General features: G+C 66.0%; 27 protein-coding genes and 1 pseudogene. 13 read left to right on the forward strand and 15 right to left on the reverse strand.

Annotated elements, in window-relative coordinates; all coding sequences use genetic code 11:
- Nucleotides 1-1,410: 1,410 nt before the first annotated feature.
- The 3 genes and pseudogenes from ACIQCN_RS14970 to ACIQCN_RS14980 all read right to left on the reverse strand — a co-directional run bounded on the left by ACIQCN_RS14970 (nt 1,411) and on the right by ACIQCN_RS14980 (nt 4,767).
- Nucleotides 1,411-2,548, reverse strand: a pseudogene (locus tag ACIQCN_RS14970) (IS3 family transposase).
- 277 nt (nt 2,549-2,825) lie between these two features.
- Nucleotides 2,826-3,959, reverse strand: a complete 1,134-nt coding sequence (locus ACIQCN_RS14975; protein ID WP_400611660.1) for an acyltransferase family protein — start codon at nt 3,957-3,959, stop codon at nt 2,826-2,828.
- 346 nt (nt 3,960-4,305) lie between these two features.
- Nucleotides 4,306-4,767, reverse strand: coding sequence for an Lrp/AsnC family transcriptional regulator (locus ACIQCN_RS14980; RefSeq protein ID WP_400611662.1), 462 nt, complete (start codon nt 4,765-4,767; stop codon nt 4,306-4,308).
- A gap of 160 nt (nt 4,768-4,927) precedes the next feature.
- On the opposite strand from ACIQCN_RS14980, the gene pdhA reads away from it, so the two are divergent.
- From pdhA to ACIQCN_RS14995, 3 genes are read left to right on the forward strand one after another with little or no spacing between them, the layout of a single operon-like run.
- Nucleotides 4,928-6,124 carry a pyruvate dehydrogenase (acetyl-transferring) E1 component subunit alpha gene (pdhA, locus tag ACIQCN_RS14985; protein ID WP_400611664.1) on the forward strand — a complete coding sequence of 399 codons (1,197 nt, stop codon included), beginning with the start codon at nt 4,928-4,930 and terminating at the stop codon, nt 6,122-6,124.
- Nucleotides 6,121-7,233: an alpha-ketoacid dehydrogenase subunit beta gene (locus ACIQCN_RS14990; RefSeq protein WP_400611666.1), complete on the forward strand. Its 1,113-nt coding sequence runs from the start codon at nt 6,121-6,123 to the stop codon at nt 7,231-7,233. Before pdhA ends, ACIQCN_RS14990 begins: the two co-directional genes overlap by 4 nt.
- A gap of 2 nt (nt 7,234-7,235) precedes the next feature.
- On the forward strand, nt 7,236-8,687 hold the full coding sequence (locus ACIQCN_RS14995; protein ID WP_400611668.1) for a dihydrolipoamide acetyltransferase family protein: 1,452 nt from the start codon (nt 7,236-7,238) through the stop codon (nt 8,685-8,687).
- 14 nt (nt 8,688-8,701) lie between these two features.
- Here ACIQCN_RS14995 and galE read toward each other — a convergent pair whose 3' ends face one another.
- Complete coding sequence (gene galE, locus ACIQCN_RS15000; RefSeq protein ID WP_400611670.1) at nt 8,702-9,727, reverse strand: UDP-glucose 4-epimerase GalE; 1,026 nt, start codon at nt 9,725-9,727, stop codon at nt 8,702-8,704.
- A 441-nt stretch (nt 9,728-10,168) separates the two neighbouring features.
- On the opposite strand from galE, the gene ACIQCN_RS15005 reads away from it, so the two are divergent.
- From ACIQCN_RS15005 to ACIQCN_RS15025, 5 genes are all read left to right on the forward strand, one after another.
- Nucleotides 10,169-10,975: a M23 family metallopeptidase gene (locus tag ACIQCN_RS15005; RefSeq protein ID WP_400611672.1), complete on the forward strand. Its 807-nt coding sequence runs from the start codon at nt 10,169-10,171 to the stop codon at nt 10,973-10,975.
- A gap of 96 nt (nt 10,976-11,071) precedes the next feature.
- Complete coding sequence (locus ACIQCN_RS15010; protein WP_400611674.1) at nt 11,072-11,887, forward strand: MBL fold metallo-hydrolase; 816 nt, start codon at nt 11,072-11,074, stop codon at nt 11,885-11,887.
- Nucleotides 11,888-12,000: 113 nt separating this feature from the next.
- Nucleotides 12,001-12,147: a hypothetical protein gene (locus tag ACIQCN_RS15015; RefSeq protein WP_400611676.1), complete on the forward strand. Its 147-nt coding sequence runs from the start codon at nt 12,001-12,003 to the stop codon at nt 12,145-12,147.
- 330 nt (nt 12,148-12,477) lie between these two features.
- Nucleotides 12,478-13,608, forward strand: coding sequence for a MinD/ParA family protein (locus ACIQCN_RS15020; RefSeq protein WP_400611678.1), 1,131 nt, complete (start codon nt 12,478-12,480; stop codon nt 13,606-13,608).
- A gap of 5 nt (nt 13,609-13,613) precedes the next feature.
- Complete coding sequence (locus ACIQCN_RS15025; protein WP_400611680.1) at nt 13,614-14,792, forward strand: FAD-dependent monooxygenase; 1,179 nt, start codon at nt 13,614-13,616, stop codon at nt 14,790-14,792.
- Nucleotides 14,793-15,092: 300 nt separating this feature from the next.
- Here the strand turns inward: ACIQCN_RS15025 and ACIQCN_RS15030 are convergent, their stop codons facing one another.
- A complete protein-coding gene (locus tag ACIQCN_RS15030) occupies nt 15,093-15,479 on the reverse strand; it encodes a hypothetical protein (RefSeq protein WP_400611682.1) in 387 nt (128 codons plus the stop codon).
- A gap of 402 nt (nt 15,480-15,881) precedes the next feature.
- Between ACIQCN_RS15030 and ACIQCN_RS15035 the strand changes: the two genes are divergently transcribed.
- Together ACIQCN_RS15035 and ACIQCN_RS15040 are read left to right on the forward strand one after the other, a co-directional pair.
- A complete protein-coding gene (locus ACIQCN_RS15035; protein ID WP_400604686.1) occupies nt 15,882-16,361 on the forward strand; it encodes a DUF2975 domain-containing protein in 480 nt (159 codons plus the stop codon).
- Entirely contained in the window at nt 16,361-16,567 is a 207-nt protein-coding gene (locus ACIQCN_RS15040; protein ID WP_377214528.1) for a helix-turn-helix domain-containing protein, read from the forward strand. The genes ACIQCN_RS15035 and ACIQCN_RS15040 overlap by 1 nt, the downstream gene beginning before the upstream one ends.
- A gap of 55 nt (nt 16,568-16,622) precedes the next feature.
- Here ACIQCN_RS15040 and ACIQCN_RS15045 read toward each other — a convergent pair whose 3' ends face one another.
- The 4 genes from ACIQCN_RS15045 to ACIQCN_RS15060 form a co-directional block, all read right to left on the reverse strand.
- The gene (locus ACIQCN_RS15045; RefSeq protein WP_400611684.1) at nt 16,623-16,910 is read right to left on the reverse strand and encodes a hypothetical protein; all 288 of its coding nucleotides are present in this window, start codon (nt 16,908-16,910) and stop codon (nt 16,623-16,625) included.
- A gap of 105 nt (nt 16,911-17,015) precedes the next feature.
- Nucleotides 17,016-17,699 carry a cation transporter gene (locus ACIQCN_RS15050; RefSeq protein ID WP_400611686.1) on the reverse strand — a complete coding sequence of 228 codons (684 nt, stop codon included), beginning with the start codon at nt 17,697-17,699 and terminating at the stop codon, nt 17,016-17,018.
- Nucleotides 17,696-18,022, reverse strand: a complete 327-nt coding sequence (locus ACIQCN_RS15055; protein WP_400604681.1) for an ArsR/SmtB family transcription factor — start codon at nt 18,020-18,022, stop codon at nt 17,696-17,698. The genes ACIQCN_RS15050 and ACIQCN_RS15055 overlap by 4 nt, the downstream gene beginning before the upstream one ends.
- 169 nt (nt 18,023-18,191) lie before the next feature.
- The gene (locus ACIQCN_RS15060; RefSeq protein ID WP_400604679.1) at nt 18,192-18,515 is read right to left on the reverse strand and encodes a hypothetical protein; all 324 of its coding nucleotides are present in this window, start codon (nt 18,513-18,515) and stop codon (nt 18,192-18,194) included.
- 202 nt (nt 18,516-18,717) lie between these two features.
- Between ACIQCN_RS15060 and ACIQCN_RS15065 the strand changes: the two genes are divergently transcribed.
- On the forward strand, nt 18,718-20,229 hold the full coding sequence (locus ACIQCN_RS15065) for an FAD-dependent monooxygenase (RefSeq protein WP_400611688.1): 1,512 nt from the start codon (nt 18,718-18,720) through the stop codon (nt 20,227-20,229).
- 30 nt (nt 20,230-20,259) lie between these two features.
- Here ACIQCN_RS15065 and ACIQCN_RS15070 read toward each other — a convergent pair whose 3' ends face one another.
- Entirely contained in the window at nt 20,260-20,604 is a 345-nt protein-coding gene (locus ACIQCN_RS15070) for a hypothetical protein (protein WP_400604676.1), read from the reverse strand.
- Nucleotides 20,605-20,800: 196 nt separating this feature from the next.
- Here ACIQCN_RS15070 and ACIQCN_RS15075 point away from each other — a divergent pair, with 196 nt between their 5' ends.
- A complete protein-coding gene (locus ACIQCN_RS15075; RefSeq protein ID WP_400604674.1) occupies nt 20,801-21,502 on the forward strand; it encodes an esterase/lipase family protein in 702 nt (233 codons plus the stop codon).
- Nucleotides 21,503-21,514: 12 nt separating this feature from the next.
- Here the strand turns inward: ACIQCN_RS15075 and ACIQCN_RS15080 are convergent, their stop codons facing one another.
- The 5 genes from ACIQCN_RS15080 to ACIQCN_RS15100 all read right to left on the reverse strand — a co-directional run bounded on the left by ACIQCN_RS15080 (nt 21,515) and on the right by ACIQCN_RS15100 (nt 25,576).
- Nucleotides 21,515-21,907: a hypothetical protein gene (locus ACIQCN_RS15080; RefSeq protein ID WP_400604673.1), complete on the reverse strand. Its 393-nt coding sequence runs from the start codon at nt 21,905-21,907 to the stop codon at nt 21,515-21,517.
- A gap of 88 nt (nt 21,908-21,995) precedes the next feature.
- Nucleotides 21,996-22,592: a signal peptidase I gene (locus tag ACIQCN_RS15085; protein ID WP_400604671.1), complete on the reverse strand. Its 597-nt coding sequence runs from the start codon at nt 22,590-22,592 to the stop codon at nt 21,996-21,998.
- A 16-nt stretch (nt 22,593-22,608) separates the two neighbouring features.
- Nucleotides 22,609-23,208 carry a TasA family protein gene (locus tag ACIQCN_RS15090; protein ID WP_400604669.1) on the reverse strand — a complete coding sequence of 200 codons (600 nt, stop codon included), beginning with the start codon at nt 23,206-23,208 and terminating at the stop codon, nt 22,609-22,611.
- Nucleotides 23,209-23,452: 244 nt separating this feature from the next.
- Nucleotides 23,453-24,355 (reverse strand): phosphatase PAP2 family protein, encoded by a 903-nt coding sequence (locus tag ACIQCN_RS15095; RefSeq protein ID WP_400611690.1) that lies wholly within the window; start codon nt 24,353-24,355, stop codon nt 23,453-23,455.
- A 36-nt stretch (nt 24,356-24,391) separates the two neighbouring features.
- The gene (locus ACIQCN_RS15100) at nt 24,392-25,576 is read right to left on the reverse strand and encodes an MFS transporter (protein WP_400611692.1); all 1,185 of its coding nucleotides are present in this window, start codon (nt 25,574-25,576) and stop codon (nt 24,392-24,394) included.
- A gap of 145 nt (nt 25,577-25,721) precedes the next feature.
- On the opposite strand from ACIQCN_RS15100, the gene ACIQCN_RS15105 reads away from it, so the two are divergent.
- Complete coding sequence (locus tag ACIQCN_RS15105; protein WP_400611694.1) at nt 25,722-26,744, forward strand: o-succinylbenzoate synthase; 1,023 nt, start codon at nt 25,722-25,724, stop codon at nt 26,742-26,744.
- Nucleotides 26,745-26,874 lie beyond the last annotated feature (130 nt).

A 26,874-nucleotide genomic window follows, 5' to 3' on the forward strand; every position in this document is an offset into this window, starting at 1 on the left:
GCTCGGCTTCCGCAACCTCGCGAACTACACAGCCAGGAGCCTGCTCGAGGCCGGAGGTTTCAGACCCTCGCTACACCCTTGATTCCGAAGAGCCAGATATCGATGATCGCAGCTGAACTGCTGGCTCTGTCCTTTGCTGTTGGTGCTTTCTTACAGATAACTGGAACAGTCCTTCTTGTTAGGATGCAGACGACGGCTTTATTCCTCGCCGTTATGGGAAGGATTGCAGTGTTAGTCCTTTCTGCGCTCCTTACCGTGCCGTCCCTTGGAGTGGTAGGCATTGGCCTATCGATGGTAGTCGCAAACTTGGTTCTGCTTGGAATACATCTTGCTGTACTTATTTCTGGTGATCGCACTCGCTGGCAAACCTCAGCCTCCGGCGGTATCGCAGTTTGAGTAGGCGACTAAGTGGACTGGCTGTCCAAGTGCAGGCTTCCTTTCGGTGCGGAGACGTGTCTGCCAGTATGACGGTTCTTCACTATGGTCGTAGACCGGTTGGTTTGGCTTCCTTGACGGGTGTGCGGTCTTGGCTTGCTGGACACAGGATGCTTTGGTGAGGCGGGTCTGACTCTCGGCTCTTATGACATCACCCCGTGGTGATTGTCCTGCTTACGATGTGTCGGCCGATCCGGCTCATTTTCGGAGTCTTGATATTTAGGGCTCTTCGCGGTTCCCGGGGAAATGGGTTCGTGTTGTAGCAAGTGAAGGGCTCGTGATCCTGCTGGGATGAGCTTTCCTACGCATTCCACCTGACCAGGAACCACGAGACTTGTTTGAGCTTACTTCGGCGGCCGAAGATGCTGCCAGCTTGACATCAAACCTGGACCGCCCCCGGTTTGGTTGACTCTGTGACCTGCCCCAGGGATTGGTTACCCCGTGAAGAATGAGTCTCAGGCTGTTTGGGATAGTGAATATTCGCCCTTTTGGGGTCCATCCGTTTGCGCGTTTGGGGGCCAGCGGGCAGAGCGTGCAGTAGCGGTCTTGGGTGCCGGTAGTGGCGTTGTTGGGGGATACCTCGATTTAGGCTCCTTCCGTCGTGTGTATAGGGCGCACGGCGGAAGGAGTAATGAGTAATGGTACGGAAGATCAGAGCAAAGCTGGTGCTGCAGTTGCGTGCCGAGGGCCTGTCAGGGCGAGCGATCGCTGCGTCGCAGGGGATGTCCCGGAAGAGCATCACGGCGGTGCTGGAGGCCGCCGACGCGGCTGGAGTGGTGTGGGACGATATCGCCGACAGCTCTGGGGGCGAGGTGTATGCCCGGCTGCAACCACAACATGCGGGAACACGCCACCATGACGCAGTGAGTAAATGTCGGGGGGAGCCGGTGGCCCCACACCCGCGGCTACTGGCCCCCGCCGGCAATATCACTGGCCCCCAAGGCAAGAACGGCTGGCCTCCACACCTTCAAATATTCAGGATGGGTTCTGGCAGTCTAGCTCGTGCTCGATCGGAGTCCGATAGTCGATCCCCGAATGCCGCGCGCTGGCGGTTGTAGAGAATCTCGATGTAGTCGAAGATCGCGTTGGCCAGATCGGTGCGGGTCTTCCAGCGTTTCCTGTTCAACAGCTCGATCTGCATGCTGGACCAAAAGGATTCCATCATCGCCTTGTCATTGCCGTCTCCGATCGTCCCAAACGAGGGCATCAGGCCGGCTGAGCGGATCTTGTTGGTCAAGGCCCAGGACGTGAACTGCACGCCGTGGTCGGCATGGACAATACCGCCCGGGACGGGCCGCCGGTTTCTGATGGCCATGTTCAGGGCGTTGACGACCAGGGCAGAGTCCTGGCTGCTGCCGATCGACCAGCCCACGATCCTGCGGCTGAAGGTGTCCATCACGGCGCAGCAGTAGACCTTGCCTTCCCTGGTGGGATGCTCGGTGATGTCCGTGACCCAGAGCTCGTTCGGCGACAGGCGGTGGAACTTGCGGTGCACAAGGTCATCGCTGGTTGCTATGCCTCGCAGCCGCTTGACCTTCGCCGGCCCGGGAAGGCCGGCAATTCCGGCCAGGCTCATCAGCTCCGCGACCAGATGCTCGCTAACGGTAACGTCCATGCCGCGTGTCAGCTCGGCATGGATCCGCCGGGAACCGTAGGTGCTGCGGCTGGCGGTGTGGACTTCCCGTATGAGCCCGGTCAGCCATTGCCGGCGCATCCGCGTCGGTGAGATAGGCCGGTTCCGGTACTTGTAGTACCCGGGACTGCTCACGCCCAGAAGCCGACAACAGACTTTCGCGGGGAACCCGGCACCGGTAAGTTCTCCGATCACCGGGTGGACCCTTTGGGTCCGGCCGGTCCTCACCGAGCAGCTTCGCTGCGCGCTTGAGGATCTCCACTTCCGTTTCCAGCTGCCGGATCCGCTTCCGCGCTTTGGCCAGCTCGGTGTTCTCCGGCGTCGTCAGCCCTTGGTGTTCGCCACGGTCGATCTGGTCCTGACGGCCCCAGTTGTGCAGGCCGCCTTCGCTGATGCCCAGTTCGATGGCAACCCGGCATATGGGTTTGCCCGCCCGAACCATGGCCGTGCACGGAATTCCGGCGGATAGGATCTTGCCATGTCTGAAAGCCCCTCAGCGAGAGCCAAAAACTCAAACCCTTTCGGGTAACCAATCCCTGGGGCAGGTCAAGCTGTCAACTAAACCTTCAGCAGTCCCATCCTTTTGAGAGTGTCGTGAGGCAACATCAACAGTCATCTCCGCTGACCCTTTCCTGGTGCCGTCAAAACAGAGTCCATGGGCGGACAGAAATTTGGCGTCCCTCCTCGCTTTTATCCGGCGATCCTGACAACCCTCTGCTGATTGTCATCGCAACACAAAGTCAGTTGGAGGTAAATGTCAAACTTTTGTACTCGCTCGCACTTGCTTAACCATCCGCGATGCAACCGTGTTGACGAGTTCAACTCCTGAGCCAACAGTGTGATCAAACAGGCGGCGCCACTGCCGTCGTGGATATTGCTCCACTGTTCGGTGCAAAACGTAGGCTATGGCTAGGACCATCGTGACGAGTATTAGGTAGACGAGCCACTTATTGGCTTCTGTAGCAAAGCGATCTAGCATCATGTATCCAATATGCGCATGAATAAGGTAAACCGGGTAAGTCATAGCCCCCACTGTGGCCGCCCCAGGGAGAGATAGGTTCGCAACGTGGCGACACTGTACAGCGAGGAGTATGCAAAAAAACGCAGTAACCAGCACTAGCACCACGCTGGGGGACAGTTGTGACCCCCAACTTGAACTGATGTCGGCCGCTCTGACCAACTCAGACTTCAGCGCGGCCACATAGGCAGCTATAAGCCCCAAAGTACGAATTATGCTCCAACCGCTGCGTCCTATGGCTGCAACGAGTGCACCAGCAGCGAATAGAAGGTAATAGTTGCCCAAGAACGGGACCTCCGCTAGTGCGGGGTGCAGGAATGTCAAGGCAGCCATCCCCATTGCCCACAGCGCCATATACAAATCCAGTCGGTGCGCCTGCCCTATTAGAACGAGTAAAAAGACAAGAGCATAAAACTTCAATTCGGCTAACAACGTCCAATAAACCCCGTCAATAGGCGCGTGACCGAAATATTCGGGAACCATAGTCAGATTCGCAAAAATCTGCGGTATGGTAACGGACATCTGAGGACCGCCCCAAAAGAACGCGAACGAAGATGTAAGTAGCACTGCAGCCCAAAAGGCAGGGTAAAGCCTTAGTGCGCGGCCCACAGCAAATTGGCGGGCCGTCTTGCCCTGTACGGATACCGCGATAACGAAGCCGCTGATCAGGAAGAAGAAATCCACCCCAAGATAGCCGTACTTTGCGAAGCCTATGCTAGACGTATGCGCAATCGACTCGACCTTGCCGTTAGCAATGCCCGCAAATAAGTAGTGGTACACGAGGACCATCATCGCGGCCAGAAACCTGCAGTAGTCGATGATCTCAATACGGCGCGTGAGTATAGACAAGGTTCCCCCAGAGATGATCTGCAAATGGGACAATTCTAGCTGTTCCCTAAGGAGGCATGTGCGCAGGGCTGGCGTAGGCATGGCTCGGCCGGGCCCGGTGAACAATGACACCTATGCATGCATTCAATTTCGAGGTGAGTCAAGTATATGAGGCCGTCGGGTCGGTTCTTTCGGTCGGCAGCAGGGGGAAGCCGCTCGTTTTTTTGTTGTGAATGTGGCCATTACCGTCGCGGGCGGCAGCTCGTGGTGGGTTGATGTCGGGCTGAATTGCCACGCCAGCTGCCACTCCCAGCATTACTCGGTGCCCACACCTATGCCAGGCAGGCCTTCTAGCGCCCAAGCGCGCTCACAGTCGGTAGGGCTTGAACACCTACCGCGTATCAAGATCCTCAAACACCAGGAACGTCTGCGTGTCCAAGACCCCCGGCATGGATTGCAGCTGGTCGAAGATGACCCGCCGCAGGTCGGTGTTGTCGGTGGCGCGGACCAGCAGGATCACGTCGAAGTCCCCGCCCACCAGGGCAATGTGGTGCACCTCCGGGATGGCCCGCAACTGCTCACGGAGCTCCCGCCAGGAATGCTGCCGCACCTTCAAGGTCACGTAAGCGGAGGACTTCAGGCCTGCCCTGATCGGGTCCACGAGCGCCGTGAACTTTGTCAGGACACCCTCCCCGGTGAGCCGGGAGATCCGCGTGTAGGCGTGCGCCCGGGAAATGTGGACATTCTCCGCCACCTGAGTCACGGACATCCTGCCGTCGCGGGTCAGCTCGGCGATGATCTTCCGGTCCACGTCATCCAAGGGGACGGTTTCGTCCGACTTCGGTTCGGTCAATTTGTCTACAACTCCCGCCCGTAGCGCAGCTCACACTTGCAATTCGTCTATCAGAGTAGGCTACGCCAGCGCGGATCTCCACGATTCAGTGATTCAGTGGATACGAAACGTTCCGCAGGGCGATACTGGGAACGAATAGTGGCTACAGAAAGACGGACCAATGACGATCTCCGCAGACGAAGCTGTCAAGAAATTCGGGATCACCGTGGAGGATTACCTGCTGCCAGCGCGGCACATGATCCAGATGGTGGACCCGGACGGCCGGCTCCGGGCCGAAGCCGAGCAGGGCACCGAACCCGGCCACGAGTACCCGCTCCCGGGCGACGACGAACTTCTGGACGCCTACGAACAGCTCGTCGTCGGACGCCGCGTCAACGATCAGAACTCCGCACTCGTCCGGCAGGGCCGCATGGCCGTCTACCCTTCCAGCCACGGCCAGGAGGCCTGCCAGGTGGCGGCCGCCCTGTGCCTCTCCGAGGGCGACTGGATGTTCCCCACGTACCGCGATGCCGTCGCCGTGATGGCCCGGGGAGTGGATCCTGTGCAGGCGATGACGATCTTCCGCGGTGACTGGCACGGCGGCTACAACCCCGCCGACCACAAGGTGGGCATCCAGTGCACCCCGCTGACCACGCAGCTGTTGCACGCCGTCGGCGTCGCCCATGCCGCCAAGCTCCGCGGCGAGGACACCGTGGTGCTGGCCATGTGCGGCGATGGCGCCACCAGTGAAGGCGACTTCCACGAAGCACTCAACTTCGCCGCCGTCTTCCACCTGCCCGTGGTCTTCTTCGTGCAGAACAACAAGTACGCGATCTCCGTGCCGCTGGCGCACCAGTCCGTGGCGCCGTCGCTCGCCCACAAGGCCGTGGGCTATGGCATGGCCGGTGAACGCGTGGACGGCAATGACGTTGTGGCGCTCCTCGCCGTTCTGGACCGTGCCGTCAAGCTCGCCCGGGAGGGATCCGGGCCGCTCCTGGTCGAGGCGCATACGTACCGCATGCAGGCGCACACCAATGCCGACGATGCCACCCGCTACCGCGCGGACAGCGAAGTTGCCGAGTGGGTCGCCAAAGACCCGGTCAGCAGGATGGCCGCCTACCTGAGGGACCGCGGAATCCTCAACGGGGAAGAAGAGGCCAGGATCGCCGTAAGAGCCGAAGACGTGGCCACCCAGCTGCGCGAGGGCCTTAGCGAAGATGTTCCCGTGGACCCCCAGGACCTCTTCCGGCACGTCTTCTCCAGCCCCACGCCCCAGCTGGCCGAACAGTCCGCCATGCTCGCCGACGAACTGGCGCGCGAAGCAGCCGCACACGCCGCCAGCGCGCAGAGCGCAACTTCAGAGGAGGCCGCGAAATGAGCCCCACCATCACCACCTCGTCCGAGGCGAACGGCAACGTCAGCGCCGCCACCGCCCGGGCCGCAGCCACGGCGGCCGCCACTGCCGAAGCCACCGGGCCGCAGCCGGTCACCATGGCCAAGGCACTCAACACCGCCCTGGCCGACGCCATCCGCGCCGACGAATCCGTCCTGGTCTTCGGCGAGGACGTGGGCATGCTGGGCGGGGTGTTCCGCATCACCGACGGGCTCACCAAGACCTTCGGCGAGCAGCGCTGCTTCGACACACCCCTGGCTGAGTCCGGCATCGTCGGCATGGCCGTGGGTATGGCCATGAACGGCATGCGCCCCGTCATTGAAATGCAGTTCGACGCCTTCGCCTACCCAGCGTTCGAGCAGATCGTCAGCCACGTAGCAAAGATGCACAACCGCACCAAGGGTGCCGTGAAACTGCCCATGGTCATCCGCGTGCCCTACGCGGGCGGCATTGGGGGAGTGGAGCACCACTGCGACTCCTCCGAGTCCTACTACGCCCACACCGCGGGGCTGAAGGTCTACACCCCGGCCACCGTGGCGGACGCCTACCGGATGCTGCGCGAGGCCATCGACTCCGACGACCCCGTCATGTTCATGGAGCCGAAGAAGCTCTACTGGTCGAAGGACATGGTGGACCTGGAGCAGCTGCGGGGGCAGCACGTGGCCAACGCGGACTCCGGGGCGAGCTCGGAAGGCCGGGCCGCCGTCGCGCGTGCCGGCACTGACGCGACGCTCATCGCCTACGGCCCGTCCGTCCCCACGGCGCTCGCCGCCGCCGCGGCCGCCGCCGAGGAAGGGCGCTCGCTGGAGGTCATCGACGTACGCTCCATCGTGCCGTTCGACGACGAAACCGTCTCCGCGTCCGTCCGCAAAACCGGGCGCGCCGTGGTGATTGCCGAGGCCCACGGGTTCGCATCCGTGTCCTCCGAGATCGTGGCCCGGGTCCAGGAGCGCTGTTTCCACTACTTGGCCGCGCCCATCCGGCGCGTCACCGGCTTCGACGTGCCCTACCCGGCGCCAAAGCTCGAACAGTATTACCTGCCCAGCGTGGACCGCATCCTCGACGCCGTAGACGACCTCCAGTGGGAGAACTGACCATGAGTGACACGAAAGTATTCCTCCTGCCGGACCTAGGCGAAGGCCTCACCGAAGCCGAACTGGTCAACTGGCTGGTCGCGGTGGGCGATGAGATCCGCGTCGACCAGCCCATCGCCGAGGTGGAGACGGCCAAGTCCATGGTGGAGGTGCCGTCCCCCTATGCCGGGACTGTCGCCGAGCTGCACGGGCGGCCGGGGGAGACGCTCGACGTCGGGAAGCCGCTGATCTCCGTAACTCCCGCGGGTGCCACGCCGCAGAAGCCCGCTGAGGCTGCCGCCGAAACCTACCGCGAGGAAGAAAAGGCCGGGTCCGGCAACGTCCTCATTGGCTATGGCACCCCGGGCGGCCACGGAGCAACCCGCCGCACCCGCGCGCCCAAGCGGGCCGCGACTGCCGCGACGGCTGTATCTTCGACTGAGGCTGTCGTTCCTGAGCCGGACGTTGTGCCGGGGACTGACCCTGCGGAGGCGCCGGAACTCACGCTGCTCCGCACCCGGGTACCTGGCAAGCTCGGTGCCGTGATCTCGCCGCTGGTCCGTCGCATGGCCCGGGAACACGGCGTTGACCTGCGCTCCGTGAACGGTTCCGGCGAGAGCGGCCTGATTATGCGCCGCGACGTGGAGGCGGCCATCCATGCCCCGGCGGGTGAGACTGCTGAAGCTGTGCCTGCCGAACCCTCCACGGCACCGTTGGTTGAGCCCCCCAGAACCACATCGGTGTCGGAGGATACCGATGCGCGGACCGGGCTGGGCATCTCGTCGCGTACGCCCGTCAAGGGGGTCCGCAAGGCCGTCGCCGCAACCATGGCACGCAGCCGCTCCGAGATTCCCGAGGCAACCGTATGGGTGGACGTGGACGCCACCGGTTTGCTGGAGCTCCGCGACGGGCTCAAAGCGGGCGGCGCCCAGCCGCCCGGGTTGCTCGCCTTCATCGCACGATTTGTCACAGCCGGGCTAAAAAAATATCCGGAGCTGAACACCCGGATCGAAACCGCGTCCGACGGGTCGCAGGAGATCATCGGTTTTGACGGGATCAACCTGGGCATCGCCGCCCAGACCGACCGCGGCCTGGTGGTGCCCTCCGTCCGTGCCGCGGAGAAACTGACCGCGCGCGAACTGGACGCTGAGATCCGCCGGCTCACCGACGTCGCACGCCAGGGCAAGGCCACCCCCGCCGAACTGGGCAGCGGCACGTTCACCCTGAACAACTACGGCGTGTTCGGCGTGGACGGTTCCGCCGCGATCATCAACCACCCCGAGGTGGCCATCCTCGGTGTCGGCCGGATCATCGACAAGCCGTGGGTGGTCAACGGTGAGCTGGCGGTCCGCAAGGTCACCGAACTGACTCTGACGTTCGACCACCGCGTTTGCGATGGCGGCACGGCGGCAGGATTCCTGCGGTTCGTGGCTGACGCGATTGAGAATCCCTCGGGGCTGCTGGCAGAGATCTGAATTGAAGGGAACCCCTAGAAGGACGGTTCGTGCTGGTATCCGTAGGGGTTGGCCTGTTGCCATCGCCAGTGATCGGTGCACATTTCTGCCAGGCCGCGTCGTGCCGACCAGCCGAGCTCAGCAAGCGCCGCTGAGGCGTCCGCATAGCTCACTGCTGCATCGCCCGGCCGTCGTTCAGTGAACTCGTAGGGAATCTGGCGTCCCGCAGCAGTGCTGAATGCCTCGATGACTTCGAGTACTGAAGAGCCTCGGCCCGTGCCCAGGTTCCATCTGAACGTCCCAGTGGCCCGGGCAAGAAAACGCAGCGCGGCCAGGTGGCCGGCGGCCAGGTCCATCACGTGAATGTAGTCCCGCACCCCGGTGCCGTCCGGCGTGGGGTAGTCATTGCCGAAAACCATCACCTTGTCCCTGCGCCCAACGGCAACCTGGGCGACGAACGGCAAAAGGTTGTTTGGCACTCCGCGAGGGTCTTCTCCGATCCTGCCAGATTCGTGGGCGCCTACAGGGTTGAAATACCGGAGCAGGGCGATACTCCAGCTGGGGTCCGCCGCGCCGAGGTCGGTGAGGATGTCCTCTATTTGCTCCTTCGTCCTGCCGTATGGGTTCGTGGCGTCCATGGGGGATTTCTCGATGAGTGGCACATGCTCGGAGGCACCGTACACGGTGGCAGAGGAGCTGAACACCAAACGCCGTACTCCGGCTTTTTCCATGCTGTCCACGAGGTTGAGTGTGCCCACGACGTTGTTCCGGTAATAGGCGAGTGGACGCTCCACGGACTCCCCCACCGCCTTGAGACCCGCGAAATGAACGACGGCGTCCACGGCACCTTCCGCAAACACCGCATCAACAGCATCCGCGTCCAAAAGATCGACCTCGCGGAAATCAACCGTGCGCCCGGAAATCTCTTCAACCCGGCGCAGAGACTCGCTGCTCGAGTTCATGAGGTTATCCAGGACGATGACGTCGTGTCCCTCCTGGAGCAGGCACAAAGTGGTGTGGGACCCGATATAGCCGGCCCCGCCGGTAACCAAAACCTTCATGCCTGCAAGTCTAAGGGCACCTATACATGTCCCGATGGGGTGGGCGTCCTATGCGCCCTAGGAAGGTGGCGAATTCACTCGCTTCGGACCGGTACGAGCGGAACGCCATACGTGCGTCTTCTGTCTAGTGGTCGAGTCTCTTGGTCGGGATTCGTGCCCGCCAGGGACGTGTGGTCCGTTCGGGCACGACGGCGACGCCAGCTTGCTTGGTAGCCCGAAGAGGCGCTCGGGGGGTCATCCATCGGGGCCGCTCGCCAGGCGAACGACTGCGGTCCCGCCGCAAAACCCTAGGATTTCCCCACCCCGCCCAAGCCCCGTCAAGGCTTTGCCTAGGTTATCCACATAAGCGCCTGTTTTTGCTTTTTCGCCGCCGGCATCGTGCTCCCATGGAAGAAACCACCGTAAATCTCCGCCTCGCGGCGGCTTCCATGGGAGATCTTTTTGGGGAAACATCTGGCACGGGCAGCTGCACGGCGCAAGGCACAGCAACGGCGCAGCATCATCCGGCTGACCGTCGGCGCGGGAACGGCACTCGTGGCACTCTCGGCCCTCGCGCTGACCGCCAACGGCGCTGTGGCCACCCCGCAGTCCGTACCGTCCAACGCCACTGCCGCAGACGGAGCCGCCGTAGATGCTCCCGAAGCCGTTGCAGCGGTGGCCGTCGCGGCGCCGTCGTCCGCTGCACTCGAGTACACGCGCACCTCGGTGCGCACCCTGGCAAAGCCGAAGCCCAAGAAGCTGAAGCTGGCCGTCGCCTCCGCAACCCCCGCCCGGCCCGCCGCGGAGACCGTCGCCCCGGCCGCCCCGGTGCGGCCTGCCGACGGGACGCTGCTGGCGCCGCTGGAATTCCTCAACCCCAGCTCACCGTTCGGCCCGCGGACCAGCCCGATCACCGGCAAGCCCGGCGAGTTCCACTGGGGCAAGGACTTCGCTGCCCCCTGCGGCACCGGCGTCCACGCCGCCGACGAGGGTGTTGTCCGCGCTGCCGGCTGGGCCAAGGGCGGCGGCGGAAACCACGTTGCAGTGGACCACGGCAACGGGCTGGTCACCACCTACAACCACCTGGCAAGCATCGGCGTCCGCGAAGGCCAGACCGTGAAGCCCGGCGAGCTCATCGCCACCGTGGGCACCACCGGCTCCTCCACTGGATGCCACCTCCACTTCGAAACCATCAAGAACGGAGCGCATACGGATCCGGCCGCCTGGGAACTGCTTCCCGAGCGCCCGGCGGCGCTCAGCGCACGGTAGCCGCCCCGGCGCCGCGTCCCGGCAACTCCAAGCCCCGGTGGGTAGAATCGACGCCAAGACGAACGAACACTGCTTTGCCGGAGGTACGGAGAAACAATGTCAGAATGGCTCGAAGTCGGCGCGGACAACTATGTGCTGGTCACCGAAGGATCGCAGCTGAACACCGGACTCGTCGTCGGATCCGAACGGGCCATGGTCATCGACACCGGCTGCGGGCCGCGCCAGGGCAAGCAGATCCTCGATGCGGTGCGGGAAAAGACCCAGCTGCCCCTCGTCGTCGTCAACACCCACGCGCACTACGACCACTTCTTCGGCAACGCCGTGTTCGCCGAGGCCGGCGTCACCGAATTCTGGGCCCACCAGAACTGCGCCGCGGAAATCGACGAGCGCGGAGACCTGCAGCGCCGCTTCGTCGGCACCCTGGAACCCGAAATGTCCGCTGGCGAAGGCGAGAACGTGGAACTCGTGGTCCCCAACGTCATCGTCAAGGACCAGCCCATCCTCGTGGACCTGGGAGGACTCACCGCCACCCTCTTCTACCTGGGCCGCGGCCACACAGACGGCGACCTCCTGGTCGGCACCCCCACCACCCTCTACGTGGGAGACCTGGTGGAGCAGGGCGCCCACCCCTCGTTCGAGGACTCGTTCCCCGAGGACTGGGCGGACGCGCTCCGGCACATCTCCGCCCTCCGCCACCGCTACGAGTTCCTCATCCCCGGCCACGGCCAGCCCTGCAGCGACCAATTCGTCAAGACCATGGCCAACACCATGAGCACGGCCGTCCGCCAGGCCAAGCAGTCCATCCGGGACACCCCGTCGGACGCCACCAAGGCCATCCCGGTGCTGCCGTACGGCCCCGAGCAGTCCCGCTGGTTCATCAAGCGGCTGCAGGAAACCCGGCACGACCACTAAAGGCTCCGTGGGGCCTGTCACGAAGTTTGACGTGACTTGTCAAACGCCCGGGCGCCCGGTAGCGTCATGCGCGATCCGACATGGAGGATCGACCGCGACTACTGGAGGCACTGATGGCCTTGCACGACTATGCCCTGGCGCTCTGCGTGCTGGTGGGCACCCTGCTGGTGCCCTTTGCCGTCCTTTACCAGCTGCTCCGCCACAAGCGCCGCGCCGTCGCGGTCACGGTCGCCACCGCTCCGCAGAAGGACCACGCCTAAGCCATGCCGTACATCGACATCAACCCGTATAAGGGCCGTCCCAAGTGGCAGGGCTATGCAGTCCTGGTTGTACTCCTCGTCGCCACGGTCTCCGTGGTGGGGGCCGCGCTAATCCGCGTCTGACAACGGCATTCATGCCAAAAACCCCTAGACTTACTGTCGAAAGCAGTGTTGCAGAACCTTTGCCGAACGTCCGGGGGGACAGACATGCCTGATCCGGCGGATCACAACGCACGCGCCCATGCAGACGATGCAGGGCACCAGCCGCTGCGCCGACGCCGCGACCTTCGTCGCGCCGAGGGCGCCTTGGCCGATGCCCGGACAGGAACCATGCCAGCCGTACCCCCACCCCCTTCCAAGGCGCCCGACGCCGGCAACCGCAACCTGCGCCGATCCTCCTGGGCGGAGGCGGCCGCCGCAGCCGGTGCGGCAGAGACGGTGGGGGAGCCGCCGTCGTCGGCCGCCGCTCCCGAAGCCCCGTCCTTCCGCCGCAGCCGCCCCACCGTGGCGGACACCATCGCCGGAAGCCCCATGCCGGACTTCATCAGCTCGCCCGGCCTGTTCGTCAAGGAGCAGAAGCCCCGGCCCATGGGCGGAGTTCGCGGCGCGCTCTATACCCTGACCGGCGGCGCCGTGAACCTCGGCCCGGGCGCCCGGCAGCGCGAGGAAGAGGAACTGGAGCAGCGCATCTCGCGCCAGCTGCAGGGCCACTACAACACCGCGATCCTCAGCCTCAAGGGCGGAATCGGCAAGACCTCCACCACCGTGGGCGTCGGCCTGACCCTGGCCCAGTACCGCGGCGACGCGCCCTGCGCCATCGACGCCAACCCTGACTCCGGGGACCTGGTGGAGCGCGCGCTCGGCGAGGGCATCTACCAGCAGTCCGCGCCCCGGACCATCAGCGACCTGCTGGAAAACATCGAGTCCGTGGACTCGCTCACCGCCCTGGCCCGGTACATGCACCACGCCGGCCGGCTGCACCTGATCGCCGGCGAGCAGGACCCCGAGGTGTCCGATTCGCTCACCGCCGAGGAATACCTGCGGATCCGCCAGCTGATCTCCTCCTACTACACGGTGGCGCTCACCGACTGCGGCACCGGCGTCACGCACAATGCGATGCGCGGGATCCTGCAGTCGGCCGACAACCTGGTCATCGCGGCCGGGTACGCCGTCAGCGGCGCCAAGCGCGCCCGCAGCACCCTGCACTGGCTGGCCAGCCACGGCTACGAGGACCTGGCCCGCAACGCCGTCGTGGTGATCACGGACAAGGATGCCGTCTCTTCCCGCGTGGACAAGGACGCCATCGAGGACCACCTTGCGGGGATATGCCGCCAACTGATCGCCGTTCCCCACGACCGCGGAGTGGCCGACGGCGACCTGGTCACCCTGGACGCGCTCCGCCCCGAAACGCGGCGGGCCTACAAGGAGATCGCCGCGGCCATCGTGGACGGTTACCGGTAGGGACATTGAAGGCCGTTATCGCCGGGGCAGGAATTGCCGGGCTGGTAGCGGCACGGCAGCTTGGCCTGGCCGGATGGCAGGTGGAGGTCCTGGAAAAATCCCGGGCACCACGCCCCGACGGCTACATGATGGACTTCTTCGGCCCCGGTGTTGAGGCATCGGAGCGGATCGGCTTGTACCCGTACCTGGCTGATGTGGCGTACCACGTGGACGCGGTGGAGTACGTCGACTCCCGGCTGCGGCCCCGGGCCCGCCTGGACTATGAGCAGTTCGCCCGGTTGGCCGGCGCGAACGTGCTCAGCCTGCTGCGCCCGGACATGGAACGCGCCGCCCTCGCCGCCCTCGCGGATGTTCCCGCCGGCCGGGTGCAGGTCCGTTACGGCGCCCGGGTCACCAAGGCGTGGGCCGACGCGAACGGTGCGCGCGTCACCGTTGACGGCAGGCCCCGTCCGGTGGAAGCCGACCTCCTTATCGGTGCGGACGGGGTCCACTCATGCGTGCGTGCATCCGTGTTCGGTCCGGAGCGGGACTACCTGCGCCCGCTGGGTATGCGCGCCGCCGCCTTCACAGCCGCCGACGCCGGACTGAACGCCAGCCTCGCCGGCCGCTTCCTCCTCACGGACACCGTTGGCAGGATGGCCGGACTCTACGGGCTGCGGGATGGCCGGGTGGCTGGGTTCTTTGCGTACCGCGCGTCCGGCGGCCCGGAGTCCGGGCCGGACGATGCCAGGGAGCGGCTACGCCGGCAATTCGCGGGCCTTGGCGACGCCGTCGACCGGCTCCTGGAGCTGTGTCCGGCGCATCCGTACGACGACGTCGTTGCCCAGGTGGTCATGCCCGCCTGGCGCCGCGGCAGGTGCGTGCTCATTGGGGATGCCTCCGGCGCCGTGTCGCTGCTTGCCGGGCAAGGTGGTTCGCTGGCCGTCGCGGGGGCTGCGCTCCTGGCCGACCTGCTGGGACCGGTGGGTTCGCCGGCCGGCATCGGCGCCGCCCTCGCGGAGTTCGAACAACGTTGGCGGCCCGTCGTGGAGGAGGCGCAGTCCGCCGGGAGGCGCGCGGCGTCGTCGTTCCTTCCTGCGAACTCCTTCCAGCGGTTCATGCGCCGCTGGATCATCCGTGCCACCCATCTGCCCGGCGTGGCCCCGCTGGTGGCCCGGCAGATTGTCGGGAGGACCGTGACATAGCTGCCGCCGGTACGGTACGGCTTAGGCCGGGAGGTCAGGTGCCTCCTCGTCGAAGTTGAAGCCGCACGCGCAATGGTAGGTGAGCGGGCCGCCGTCGTTGTTCTCGTCTGCCGGCTGTGGCGGATGTTCCGCGAGTAGCTACATCGGCTCGCCGCAGTGGATGTGGGTGGCCATCATCTTCAGCAGCTGCGGGTCCTCCACAGGGCGGTAATGGACGCGGGCGCTGGGCTGTACAGGGGTCATGGGTTGCTCTTTCCAGGTGTGTTCAGCAGGGACTGGCGCGGGGCACTGCCGACCCGTCTATGTCCTGCTGATGGAAAGTTCCGCCAGTGTGAGCGCATGGGATTCCGGTTGCGCCGGCGGCCCGGTGGAGAGGACGGCGTCGCCCGGCAGCCGGTGGAGCAGCTGCGGCGGATCCACCACGCCGGTGCGCAACGGTGCCGGTTCACCGCGCGGGGCGAACCTGCGCTCGGAATCGTCCGACAGCTCTTCCGGGTCACTCGAGGCGCCGGGCTCGTCAGCGCTGGTCCCGGCGGCCGCCGCCGGGAGGTTATTGCCGGGGAGGTCGTAGCGGGTGCCGTGCGAATAGGTGGCTGTCCCGGTCAGGAGGAGGGCTGCCAAGACGCACACGAAAAGGCTTCGCAGCGACCGGAGGCGGCGAAGCGGGCTGACAGTTGGCCGCCTCATCGCGGCCACTTTCCCGTTTCTCAAAAGCACCTCTTCCAGCGTAGCCCACGCCCATGTGCCATGGGTCACACCTTGGTTACTTTTGATCAGTCGCATCCGCCCTGCGTCGCTGCACCAAACGTCCGCTCGGGCTGGGACGCCCGGTTTTCTTGAGCGAACCTTTGGGCGGTTCTTCGGCGGTTCCTGAGCTTCCAGGCTTACCTTAGGGCTAAGAATCCGGGTGCGGAGGGAGCGGTAGCAATGAGTATCACCGAATACGTTGTGGCCCTGGGCGGAATGCTGGCCTCCATCGGGGCGGCCGGGCTCGCTGCCGCGGGCGTGATCCGCTGGAAGGCCCGGCACTAGGCCCCGAGATTCCAGCTATCGATTGACTTTCGATAGTTTTAGATCGAAACTCAATCCATGAACATGACACGCTTGGCTGTGCCGGCATTGCGGATCGTGCTGGTGGTGGCGTTCCTGCTGCTGCTCGTGTTCCAGGCCATGTCCCTGCCCGGCCAGTTCGCCCACATGGCCCAGGAGAACCCGGACAAGGCGTCCCTGCAGTGGCCGCTGACTATCTTTGCGGTGCTGGAGGTGGCCTGCGTGCAGATGGTCATCATCAGTACCTGGAAGCTGCTCACCCTGGTCCGGCACGATCGCATCTTCACCGCGGCCGCCATGGTGTGGGTCAACGCGATCGTATGGGCCATCGCTGCCGCCTGGCTGATGCTCGCAGGGGTGAGTGCCGCCGTCGTACTCAATGCAGACGACCCGGGCCTTCCCATGCTGCTGATCCTGCTGCTGGTGGCCGGTGCCGCGCTGGGCCTGGTGGTAGTGGTGCTCCGCGCGCTGCTGCGCCAGGCCACGGAACTGCGCGCGGATATGGAAGCGGTGATCTGATGCCCATTGTGGTCCGGATCGACGTGCAGCTGGCGCGGCAAAAGATGAGCGTGGGGGAGTTCGCCGAGCGGGTAGGCCTGACGCCGGCCAACGTGGCAGTGCTGAAAAACGGGCGTGCCAAAGCGGTCCGGTTCAGTACGCTTGAGGCCATGTGCCGGGTGCTGGACTGCCAGCCCGGCGACCTGCTGGAGTTTGTGGAGGAGTAGGCCGGCCGTCAGTCGGACGCGTCAGGCGCAGCCGGTGCAGCAGCGGGCGGTGGCTTCAGCTCCTGAGGCTGCTGGCCGTCACCTCGAATTCCTCAACGGCAACGATCTCCCGCTTCTCCGCCGCGCTCACTTCGTTCCTGATCCTGTTTGCGGCCTCGCGGCTGGCGGCGATAGTTTCCTCGCTGTCCCAGAGGGTGATGGAAAGATCCTTGCCGTCTTTACTGCTCAGGTAATAGATGCCTTGGCAGCCGGGGATTGCCAGGACCGCCTGGACGGTCTCGTCAGGGACCGAATCCGAGACAGTCTCAGGCCCTGTCTTGTATGTGCTGACTCGTGCGAACATTGCAGTTCCGCCCCTTTGAATGCCTGGGATGGGCGGCCCCACTGGCAGGGCCGGTTTCTGAACCCAGCCCATAAGCCGAACTTTACGCCCGTGCCAGGGCTGCGGCTACGGCTTCCTGCAACCCTCGCAGCAGGCCTCTTCAGCCGCTGCGGCTGGGCCATCAGGCACAGCCGGAACGGTGCAGCAGGTGTCGCCGCGCCAGGCGTTGATGCCCTCGCGGACGGCGATCGCGGCGATGGCCAGGGCGGCCACGGAGTCGGCCCACCACCAGCCCGGTGAGCTGTTCAGGAGCAGGCCAATCAGCAGCACGGCTGAAAGGTATGTGCACAGCAGGGTTTGCTTGGAGTCCGCCACGGCCGTCAGCGAACCGAGTTCCTGGCCCGCCCGCCGCTGCAGCCAGGACAGCAGCGGCATGATTGCCAGGCTGAGTGCGGCGATGACCAAGCCAGGCGTGGAATGTTCCGCCCGGTCGCCGCCGATGAGGGCGCCCGCGGCATCAAACGCCACGAACGCCGCCAGGGCAAAGAACGAGACGGCAATGATCCGCAGTGTGAGGTGTTCGCGTCGTTCCGGATCCTTGGCGGCGAACTGCCAGGAAAGCGCGACGGCGGACGCCACCTCGATCAGCGAGTCCAGTCCAAACCCAAGCAGCGCGGCGGAATCCGCCTCGCTGCCCGCCCACAGTGCCACCGCCGCCTCGACCAGGTTGTACGAAATGGTGAGCGCCGCGAAAAGGCGGATTCGGCGCGTGAGGAGGTTCCGCCGTCGTACGTCCCGGGTGATGCTCATGCGCGGCACGCCCCGTCCGGAGCGCAACAGGCCGGATCCACGGCGAGCACGACGCCGATCAGGTCACGGATGGCGTGGCCCAACCGGCCGTCGGCCAGCTCGTAGCGCGTGCGCCGGCCGTCCGGAACCGCCACCACCAGCCCGCAGCCGCGCAGGCAGGTGAGGTGGTTGGACATGCTCTGCCGCGAGACCCCCAGGTCCTCGGCGAGGTCCGAGGGGTACGCGGCAGAATCGGCCAGTGCCAGCAGGATCCGCGCCCGGGTGGGATCCGAGACGGCATAGCCGAACCGGGCCAGTACCGGCGCGTGGGTCAAAGTCTCCATATTTTCAGAGTACAGCCTGCGATGTACTGATGGTGACCCTTAAACCCAAAAGTGCAGCCACCCGTATCTTCAGGTACAGCTGCACTTCGGAGGTTTTCAAGCACGGCCCTGCGGCCAAAATGGTGGGCTTCCCTGGGCCCGAAGGTGGGCGCGGCGGGAGCCGGATCGTCTATGCGGCGAGCGGCGCGGCTGCCTGCGCGGTGGCGCGGCGTGGAGCCAGGACGCTGATGGAACACGGTGCCTGTCCGGGATCGATTTTGACCGGCAGGTGGTGGGTCTCGCAGGACGCCTGGAGCATTTCCAGGGCCGCCGCATCCACGCGGGCGTGGGAGACATCCAGTTCCAGATCGAGGCCGTTCCTGAGGGAGTTTGCCCTCTTGGCCACTACATAGAGTGCGTTGACGCTGTGGACGGTGACATGCCCCATTGCAATCACCTGTGCCTTGGCGTGGTCCAGATCCACCCGGACCACAATGTTGAGCTTCGAATTCATTCCGGAAATACCTTCCCTGCATTGGCTGCGACGCTGCAGCTTCTTGCTTTGGCCGGTTGCATCAGCCTCAATCAGAGTAGGGAGCAAATGTGACCTGCGCAACATCCGGGCGTTTATTACATTGGATGGCGATATCCGGGGGTATGGCCGCAAGGACCGTCGGACGCACAATGGGGGGACTACACGGGGACGGGGCGGCCGGATGCAGCAGGATCCAATCGACGTACTGATAGTAGGGGCCGGGCCTACGGGCCTGACCCTTGCCCTGCAGCTGGCCCGCCTCGGGGTGCGGATCCGGGTCGTCGACCGGAGCGCTGACCGGGTCCGCGAATCGCGCGCGCTCGCCCTCCAGCCGCGCTCGCTGGAGGTTCTGGCCGGCCTGGGCGTGACGGACCGGCTCGTGTCCGCCGGCAACCGCACGGTGGAGGTCCGGCTGCACCTCCGCGGCCGGGTCCTGTCCCTGCCGCTGTTCGACCTTGGCCTCGAGGACACCGAATACCCGTACCTGCTGTTCCTCTCCCAGGCGGAAACCGAGCGGATTCTCGAGGAACAGCTGGCCGGGCTCGGCATCACCGTGGAGCGCAGGGTGGAGCTGGCGGACCTGACCCAGGACGCAGATTCCGTCACGGCCGTGCTGCGCCGCGCCGGCTCCGATGCTGACGCCCGGGTGGAGACGGTGCGCGCCGCCTACGCCGTGGGGTGCGACGGCGCCCGCAGCTCAGTCCGCCGCCTCGCAGGCATTCCGTTCCGGGGCAGCACCTACCCGCAGACTTTTCTCCTCGCGGACGCCGAAGCCGACGGGCTGGAGCGCGGCGCCGCCCACGCCTTCGTCTCCACGAACGGGATCCTGCTTTTCTTTCCGCTGGGCACCCCGGCTACGTGGCGCCTTCTGGCCATCAAGCGGACCATCAAGCGGACGACGGCGGCCCGGCCGCCGGGCGCTCCGGACGCCGCTTTGGCGGAGGTCCAGGAAGTCGTCAATGAATACACCGACGGCAGTGTGCGGCTGCACGACGCCGCCTGGATCACCGAATTCCGGATCCACCTGCGGGCCGCGGCCCGCTACCGGTCCGGCAGGCTCTTCCTGGTCGGCGATGCCGCGCACATCCACAGCCCGGCCGGCGCGCAGGGGATGAACACGGGCATCCAGGACGCGGTGAACCTCGGCTGGAAGCTGGCGCAGGCCCTCACCGGCAGAGGCGAGCCGGCCCTGCTGGACACCTACCAGGCCGAACGCCGGCCCGTGGGCAAAGCCGTGCTCCGCCTGAGCAACCGGCCCTTCCGGATCGCAACGTCCCTCAATCCGCTGGTCCGGTTGGCCAGATCACGGATTGCTCCGGTGCTGGCGCCGCTGGCCGCCAAAGCAACATGGGGGCGCGCCCGTCTCTTCCGCACCATTTCCGAACTCGGGATCGGCTACCGACGCAGCCCCCTCTCTGCCAACGGACCCGGCCCGCGGGTTCCCCGGCGGCGCGGCGGACTGCAGGCGGGGGACCGGCTGCCGGACACGCCCGTCCTCTGTAACGGTGAAGCCACCACCCTGCACCGGGTTCTCGCCGGGCCCGCCTGGCACCTGCTGCACTGGCACCTGCCCGGCGGGAGCACAGCCCATTACCTGGTGCGCCCGGACGGGTATATCGGCTACTGCTACACGGGAGATCACGCAGAGGGCGCCGCGGGACTGGAGGAGTACCTCCGCCGCTGGGTGGGCTGACGACGGCGGCCGCGTCCCGCCGTCGTACGTTCACCCCACCGTTTCCGGAAGCCGCCCGGTGAGCACCGTGACAGCGGCGGCGGACCAGCGCTCACGCTCCGGTTCGTACGAGATGACCATCGACTCGTCCGAGTCCTTTGCCTCATCCATGGACAACAACAGCGCATCCTCCACGTGCCTGGCGTACTCAAGCCGGTCGGCGAGGCTGCCCTGGAGGTCGGCATCGTCGATGAGCGCGTGGCCCTTGCCGTCCACGATGACCTTCAACGAGTACCCCTGTTCCTCGTGCAGGGAACCCCGCGTGGACGTGATTTCGGTGATTCTGTCTGCCCGGACCAGCCCGTTGCCCAGCGTGCGGATCCATACATCACCCATGGAAAGACCTCCTTGTGGCTGGGGGCGCGGAACAGTGCCCCTAAGGCGAAATCTACTCCTCCGCGGCGCGTTTGTGACCCCCGGATTTTCCGTATCTGCGCCGTGCTGGGCGGTGCGACCCGGGCTCGGTGCCCACTGGCAGTCCCTGCGCACCGAAACCCGGCTTCGCGGCGCGGGCAGCCGTTATCCTCGAGACATGACTGAATCCGCCATCGAGGCCAGGCCCGGCCCGGCACAGAAAGCCCTTTGGTGGCTGCAGGACTACCTGTACGCCGCGGGCTGGCAGGTGCGGGGGATGCTCTCGCGCGTGCAGCCGGGCTCTTTCCACCAGGGCCACCGAAGCCCCGTGGTGATCATCCCCGGCGTGTACGAAAACTGGCAGTTCATGCTCCCGCTCATCCACGCCATCCACGACGCCGGCCATCCCGTCCATGTGGTCACGGTGCTGCAGCGGAACAAGCTCCAGGTGCCGGTGGCGGCCCGCATGGTGGCCCAGCACCTGGAGGAGGCCGGGCTGCGGGACGCCATGATCGTGGCCCACAGCAAGGGCGGGCTGATCGGCAAGTACGCCATGCTGAACCTGGATCCTGAGCAGCGGATCAGCCGCATGGTCACGGTGTGCACGCCCTTTTCGGGCTCACGCTATGCGCGGTACATGCTGCTGCCCAGCCTGCGGATTTTCTCGCCGCGCAGCGCACTGACGCGGGAACTGGCCCGGGAAGAATCGGTCAACAGCCGGATCACCTCGCTGTACGGGCCGTTCGATCCGCACATTCCCGAAGGCAGCGTCCTGCCGGGGGCCACCAACGTCGAACTGCCCGTGGCCGGACACTTCCGGATTCTGGGAGACCCTGGGACTGCCCGGATCATCGTGGAGCAGCTGAACCTGCCGGAATAGTCCGCCCGGCGTTTAGCTGCACGTTACCGTTCGCGTGAGCGGGGTGGAGCTGCGCCAGGTGTTGTTGGAGTTGGCCGGCGTATAGAGCCCGCGGACCGTGTACGTGAAATCCACCGTCTTTGCGCCCTGGACCACGGTGAGCTGGTGCTGCTTGATCTCTGTGATGCCCTGGATGGCAGTCAGCGTGTCGGTTCCGCTGGTAATGATGACGTCCAGGTTGTTCGCGTAGGGCACAGCTTCCTTCACGTTGACCGTCAGCGTGAAGCTTTTCTTGTTCACACAGGTGGGCGTCACGCTGACGGCGGTTGGCGAGCCGATCGTCGCCGTGCCCACGGATGCTGATGCCAGCGCCTGCCCCGTAAACGCCGCGTGGGCTGAGGGAGTGGCTGCGAATCCGAGGAGCATGCATGCTGCAACAGCCGCCCACCGGGCGGGATGTCCGGGACCGGCCGGACGTCCGGGACTGCCCGGGCGGCCGGCTGGTACCCCCGCCCTAGCCACCAGCCCCGCCGTACGCGTCCTCCGGATCGCGGCGCCAAATCGAGCGCAGAACTCCCAGTACCAGCACCGCCGGGGCGCCATACATCAGGGTATTCAGCACCAGCGGCTCCCGCAGCGCGTGGATGACATGGCCCGCCCATGGAATCGTGAACGCGTACTTGTGCACGGTCGCGCCCTGGAGCACGGCTGTCCAGGGATCCACGGAGGTGTTGGCATCACCCTTGGTGCGTACCGTCGTCGTACCTCCCGCAGTGGTGGAGACCCGCGTGACGCGGTGCGTCACCACCCTCTTGTCCTCCACAGGAATCCGGTAGGTGATGATGTCTCCCACGCCGATGTTGCGGACCGGTGTGGGTACAGTGACCACCACGTCGCCGGCGTTGATGAGGGGCGACATGGACCCTGTCAGCATGGTGGCTGTCTGGTAACCCAGTACGCGCGGACCCACAGTGAGGAAGAGGAATGCCCCGATCGCGAGGACAAGGATCCCCGTGGCCAGCAGGCCGCCGGTCTTCGGGCCGGCCGGGGCAGCGGTGGCCCGGTTGATAGTGGGTGGCCTGCGGTTGGCAACTTCAGTTGGAGTGCTCATCGGTGCGGCCACCCGGTTAGCTGACGGTGCCGGTGGGCTGGGTGGCGCTGAAGGTGAAGTTGACCGTGGCGCCGAGGCCCTGGAAGGCGTTGCCGGCGTCCACGGGGAGCGTGGTGGTGATCTTCAGGAAGGACACGCCCTTGGAGATCTTGGCCGGGAGCCCCCCGAGGTCCCTGTTGGCGCCGATGATGGCGGCGTTCGCAATGGTGGTGGCGACGCGTGACCCGCCGCAGGCGTCCGGGCCGTCGGAGACAGTGGTCCAGGCCTGGCTGCAGGATTCAACGGTGAGCTTGAGCCCGTTGGCGTCGGTGGTGAGGAGGTTGCCGGCAGCAGCTGGCGGGAGGGCGGTGGTGAGCGTGATGGCCGCGAGGTCCGATGTGCCGTCGTTCGTGAGAGTGACGAAGCGCTCCATGGAATCGCCGGGAAGCATTCCCGCCGCGGCCGTAATCGAGACAGGTTCCGTTGAGCCGAGGGTGAGGCTGACCGTGTCCGCCGTGACTTCCTGGCTTGCGCTGGTGCTGCCCGTAAACGCACCGAAGGTTCCCATCCCCGCGACCGCCGCAGCGGTGCCGACCAGCGCGACGGAAGCAAGGATCTTGCCTGACGTGGATTTCATGCTGATGCCCAAGAGGAGTACCTTTCGACGGGCGCACCCCCGTAGGGTGGCCATTGAATAGTGGGTTCTGGGCGCGCTCATGGCGTCCCCGGAGCTACTATCCCGGGGCTCCCTCAAATTACATGGCTGGTTTTCATCAAGATTCACTCAATATTGCGGAGGTTTCCGCAGGTCAGACGCCAGTTGCAGCGAAACCGGACCCGGCCTCTTGGCTCCGATCCGCCCGGACGCTGCCCTTAGTGGATCAGCGCCTTGCCGGGTCCCGCCGTCGTGCGGCAAAAGCGAACAGCGACGTGGTGGCCACAGCGCCCAGGTACCCGGCGATGACGATCAGCGCGATTCCCGCCCAGAAGTAGTTGGTGCTGCTGGCCTGCGCTCCGCCGGGCGCGATCAGGGCCAGCGAATACACGGCAACTGCGGCGGAAACGAGTCCGATCAGCACCGGCAGGGTCAGCCAGATCCGGGCCGACCCCACGTGCCGGCCGAAGCCTTCCCACGCGTGCCACATGCCGCGGCGCAGGATCAGCCAGCCCGCCGGAATCATGAACGCGCCGACAATCAGGAACGCCGCCACCACGTCCGCCGGGCGATGCCACTGGTTGATGAGGGTGGACACGCCGGACGCGATCGCGAACGTGCCGCCGACGAACCCGGCCATGGGGCGCCAGCGCGGGGATGCCATCAGGAACACTGCCGCCGCCGCCGACGCAGCCAGCGTGGTGTGCCCGGACGGCAGCGAATTCAGCTCCAGCGTGATCACGCCCTTGTCAGGCCGGGCCGGCAGCAGCGCCTTGAGCACCTGGGTGGCCACGTTCGCGCCGACGCAGGCGCTGATGGCGATGGCCGCTTCCGCCCAGTGCCGGCGGATCACGGTGACAAACATGACCACCACCGCAGCCATCACCAGCGAGATGGTGGGCAGCAGGTCAAGGAACTTGGTGCTCGCCTTGCCGGCCGGGCCGTGGATTTCCACGGCTTCCACCAGCGCCGACTCGTCAATGAACTGGCCCGTGGTGGTCTGAACGAAGAAATGGTACGTGGCCACCAGTCCGGCAATGCAGGCCAGGGTGGCCAGGGCGAACAGCGCCGCCGAACCCGGAGCTGGGCGTGCCGCCTCCCGGACCTGTGCCAGCCGTGAAAAAGTCATCGGGTCAAGGGTGCCACAAAAAACCGGGAGCCTGCTTCAGTCATGGGACGCCGGGGCTGCGTCGAGGCGGGGGAGTGCCGCCGCTGCCACCAGCACGGCCAGCGCACCCAGCCCGAACGGCAGCACCGTCAGCGTGGCCACCCCGCCCACTAGGAGCGGCCCGCCGGCGTCGCCCAGTTCACGGCCCAGCTCCGCGGAGCCCATGGTCCGGCCCATCCGGTCCGGCGGCGTGGTGTCCGCCAGGTGCGCGAAGGCCAGCGGGGTCGCCGCCCCGATGCCCGTACCGATGGCCGCAGCCGCAAGGAAAATGGTGGCCGGACCTGGGGCCGCCGCCACCAGGCCGATGCCCGCGGCAATGAGGAGGAGTCCCGCCGTCGTACCTTTATTGTCCGACACCCGGTGGAGGTCTCGCATGCGCCCCATCCACGGCTGCGCCAGCACGGAACCCAGCGCCACCACGCTCACCGCGGCAGTGCCGGCCACCGCGTCCATGCCGTGGCGCGTAGCCAGTGCAGGGAGGAAGCCGACGGCCGCGCCGAGGGCCGCCGTCGACGCCGCCAAGACCAGCGTGGGCACCAGGAACCGGCGTTCGCCCACCTGCCGTGCCAGGTCCATGACCGTGTACCGCCGGCGCGGAAGCGGCTCAAGGTGCGGAACTGCCAGCAGCACCCACACTGCGGTGACGGCCGCCAGCGCGGACAGCGCCCCGAACAGCAGCGCGAACCCGCCGGCGAAAATCAGCCCCGCACCCAGCAGCGGCCCAATGATGTAGCCCAGGCTCTTCCATGAACCGTAGCGACCAAAGTAGGTGCCCGCCTGGCCGCCGCGCGCCAGCCTCGCGACCATCGCGGACGACGACGGCGAGAAGGCCGACGCCGCCGCGCCCTGGCCCAGGCGGGCGAGGGCGAGCATGAAGGGATCCGCCGCCCACAGCCCGATCAGGGACAGCGCGGCGAAGCCCAGGAGGCCGCCCACGATCACCGGTTTGGGCCCGATCCGGTCACTCAACGCGCCGAAGACGGGCTTGAGGAACACCTCTGACACGTCGTAGAGCGCCAGCAGGATGCCCAGGTTCAGGAGCGTCAGGCCGATGTTGTCGCTCTGCGCGCCCAGGCCGGCCGCGATGCTGTGCGCGCCGAAGGCCGTGACAAACCCGGCGGCGTAGAGGGGTGCGGTGGCCAGCCGGGTCTGCGCGGGAAGAGCGTGTTCGGGAAGAGCCATGGGGCCGAGTTTAGTGAGCAGGCGGCGGAAATGCGCCACTTATGGCGGTCGTGGCCGGGCGGGACCGCGCCATTTCAGGGGCCAGCCTTCGGTGCAGGCCCAAGAGTTACGCAGTCCAGTCGCCGGGCCTCGATACAGTGAACGCATGCCCCGTCCCGAGCCACCACGTCAACCATCGCCTCTGCTGGTGCCCTCCTTCAACGAACTCCTGGCCGGCGCGCACGTGGTCAGCCTTCCCATGCGGGTAAAGTTCCGCGGCGTGACGGTCCGGGAGTCGCTCCTGTTGCAGGGCCCGGCGGGATGGGGAGAGTTCTGCCCATTCCCGGAGTACGGCGACGCCGAGGCCTCCCGCTGGCTCGCCGCCGCCATCGAGGCCGCCTGGCAGGGGTTCCCCGCAGCTGTCCGGACCAGCATCCCGGTCAACGCCACCGTTCCGGCCGTGCCCGCCGACCGGGTCCAGGAGGTCCTGGCCCGCTTCGGCCGGGTGGACGCGGTCAAGGTCAAGGTCGCCGAGCGGGGCCAGTCCCTCGCCGAGGACATCGCCCGGGTCCAGGCCGTCCGGTCCGCCCTCCCGCATGCGGCCATCCGGGTGGACGCGAACGGAGGCTGGGACGTGCCTGGCGCTGTCAAGGCGCTTGCCCGGCTCGCCGCCGTCGGCCTTGAGTACGCGGAGCAGCCCGTGCCCACCATCGAGGGCCTGGCCGAGGTGCGCGCCCGGCTGCGGGACGCCGGCACGCCCGTGCTGATCGCGGCCGACGAGAGCGTGCGCAAGGAAACCGACCCGCTCCGCGTGGCCCGGGCTGGCGCTGCGGACCTGATCGTGGTCAAGGTGGCGCCGCTTGGGGGAGTGCGGCGCGCCCTGGAGGTCGTGGCGCAGGCCGGGCTGCCCGCCGTCGTAAGTTCGGCGCTGGACACGTCCGTGGGAATCCGCGCCGGCTTGGCGCTCGCTGCCTCCCTGCCGGAATTGCCGTACGCGTGCGGGCTGGGGACAGTGTCGCTGTTCGAGTCGGACGTCACCCTGGACCCTTTGACGGCCGACGACGGCGCCATCCGCCTCCGCGACGCCGTCCCCGACGCCGGGCTGCTGGAGCGGTACGCGGCTTCCGCGGATCGGCGCGACTGGTGGCTGGCCCGGCTCCGCCGCGTCCACGCCCGCCTCACCCTCTGAGACCCTTCCCGCCCCCTGACGCTCTCTCACTTAACGGGCTCTTCGCAGTTGAGGGTGTAGTCGAGGGTCGGCGGCTGGTTCGTGGATAGACGTCGAGGTCTTCCAGGATGGAAGTTCTCACACTGCCCAT

This window comes from Pseudarthrobacter sp. NPDC092424 (assembly GCF_044754925.1).
Classification (GTDB): domain Bacteria; phylum Actinomycetota; class Actinomycetes; order Actinomycetales; family Micrococcaceae; genus Arthrobacter.

Bases quoted from the DNA above. Each gene is read 5' to 3' on its own strand.
- ACIQCN_RS15060 (WP_400604679.1), bottom strand. From the start codon at position 18,515: ATGAATTCGAAGCTCAACATTGTGGTCCGGGTGGATCTGGACCACGCC.
- ACIQCN_RS15080 (WP_400604673.1), bottom strand. From the start codon at position 21,907: ATGCTCCTCGGATTCGCAGCCACTCCCTCAGCCCACGCGGCGTTTACG.
- ACIQCN_RS15075 (WP_400604674.1), top strand. From the start codon at position 20,801: ATGACTGAATCCGCCATCGAGGCCAGGCCCGGCCCGGCACAGAAAGCC.
- ACIQCN_RS15100 (WP_400611692.1), bottom strand. From the start codon at position 25,576: ATGGCTCTTCCCGAACACGCTCTTCCCGCGCAGACCCGGCTGGCCACC.
- pdhA (WP_400611664.1), top strand. From the start codon at position 4,928: ATGACGATCTCCGCAGACGAAGCTGTCAAGAAATTCGGGATCACCGTG.
- ACIQCN_RS15045 (WP_400611684.1), bottom strand. From the start codon at position 16,910: ATGTTCGCACGAGTCAGCACATACAAGACAGGGCCTGAGACTGTCTCG.
- ACIQCN_RS15090 (WP_400604669.1), bottom strand. From the start codon at position 23,208: ATGAAATCCACGTCAGGCAAGATCCTTGCTTCCGTCGCGCTGGTCGGC.
- ACIQCN_RS15010 (WP_400611674.1), top strand. From the start codon at position 11,072: ATGTCAGAATGGCTCGAAGTCGGCGCGGACAACTATGTGCTGGTCACC.
- ACIQCN_RS15035 (WP_400604686.1), top strand. From the start codon at position 15,882: ATGAACATGACACGCTTGGCTGTGCCGGCATTGCGGATCGTGCTGGTG.
- ACIQCN_RS15085 (WP_400604671.1), bottom strand. From the start codon at position 22,592: ATGAGCACTCCAACTGAAGTTGCCAACCGCAGGCCACCCACTATCAAC.
- galE (WP_400611670.1), bottom strand. From the start codon at position 9,727: ATGAAGGTTTTGGTTACCGGCGGGGCCGGCTATATCGGGTCCCACACC.
- ACIQCN_RS15095 (WP_400611690.1), bottom strand. From the start codon at position 24,355: ATGACTTTTTCACGGCTGGCACAGGTCCGGGAGGCGGCACGCCCAGCT.
- ACIQCN_RS15070 (WP_400604676.1), bottom strand. From the start codon at position 20,604: ATGGGTGATGTATGGATCCGCACGCTGGGCAACGGGCTGGTCCGGGCA.
- ACIQCN_RS14990 (WP_400611666.1), top strand. From the start codon at position 6,121: ATGAGCCCCACCATCACCACCTCGTCCGAGGCGAACGGCAACGTCAGC.
- ACIQCN_RS15030 (WP_400611682.1), bottom strand. From the start codon at position 15,479: ATGAGGCGGCCAACTGTCAGCCCGCTTCGCCGCCTCCGGTCGCTGCGA.
- ACIQCN_RS15015 (WP_400611676.1), top strand. From the start codon at position 12,001: ATGGCCTTGCACGACTATGCCCTGGCGCTCTGCGTGCTGGTGGGCACC.
- ACIQCN_RS15065 (WP_400611688.1), top strand. From the start codon at position 18,718: ATGCAGCAGGATCCAATCGACGTACTGATAGTAGGGGCCGGGCCTACG.
- ACIQCN_RS15105 (WP_400611694.1), top strand. From the start codon at position 25,722: ATGCCCCGTCCCGAGCCACCACGTCAACCATCGCCTCTGCTGGTGCCC.
- ACIQCN_RS15020 (WP_400611678.1), top strand. From the start codon at position 12,478: ATGCCAGCCGTACCCCCACCCCCTTCCAAGGCGCCCGACGCCGGCAAC.
- ACIQCN_RS14995 (WP_400611668.1), top strand. From the start codon at position 7,236: ATGAGTGACACGAAAGTATTCCTCCTGCCGGACCTAGGCGAAGGCCTC.
- ACIQCN_RS15055 (WP_400604681.1), bottom strand. From the start codon at position 18,022: ATGGAGACTTTGACCCACGCGCCGGTACTGGCCCGGTTCGGCTATGCC.
- ACIQCN_RS15040 (WP_377214528.1), top strand. From the start codon at position 16,361: ATGCCCATTGTGGTCCGGATCGACGTGCAGCTGGCGCGGCAAAAGATG.
- ACIQCN_RS15050 (WP_400611686.1), bottom strand. From the start codon at position 17,699: ATGAGCATCACCCGGGACGTACGACGGCGGAACCTCCTCACGCGCCGA.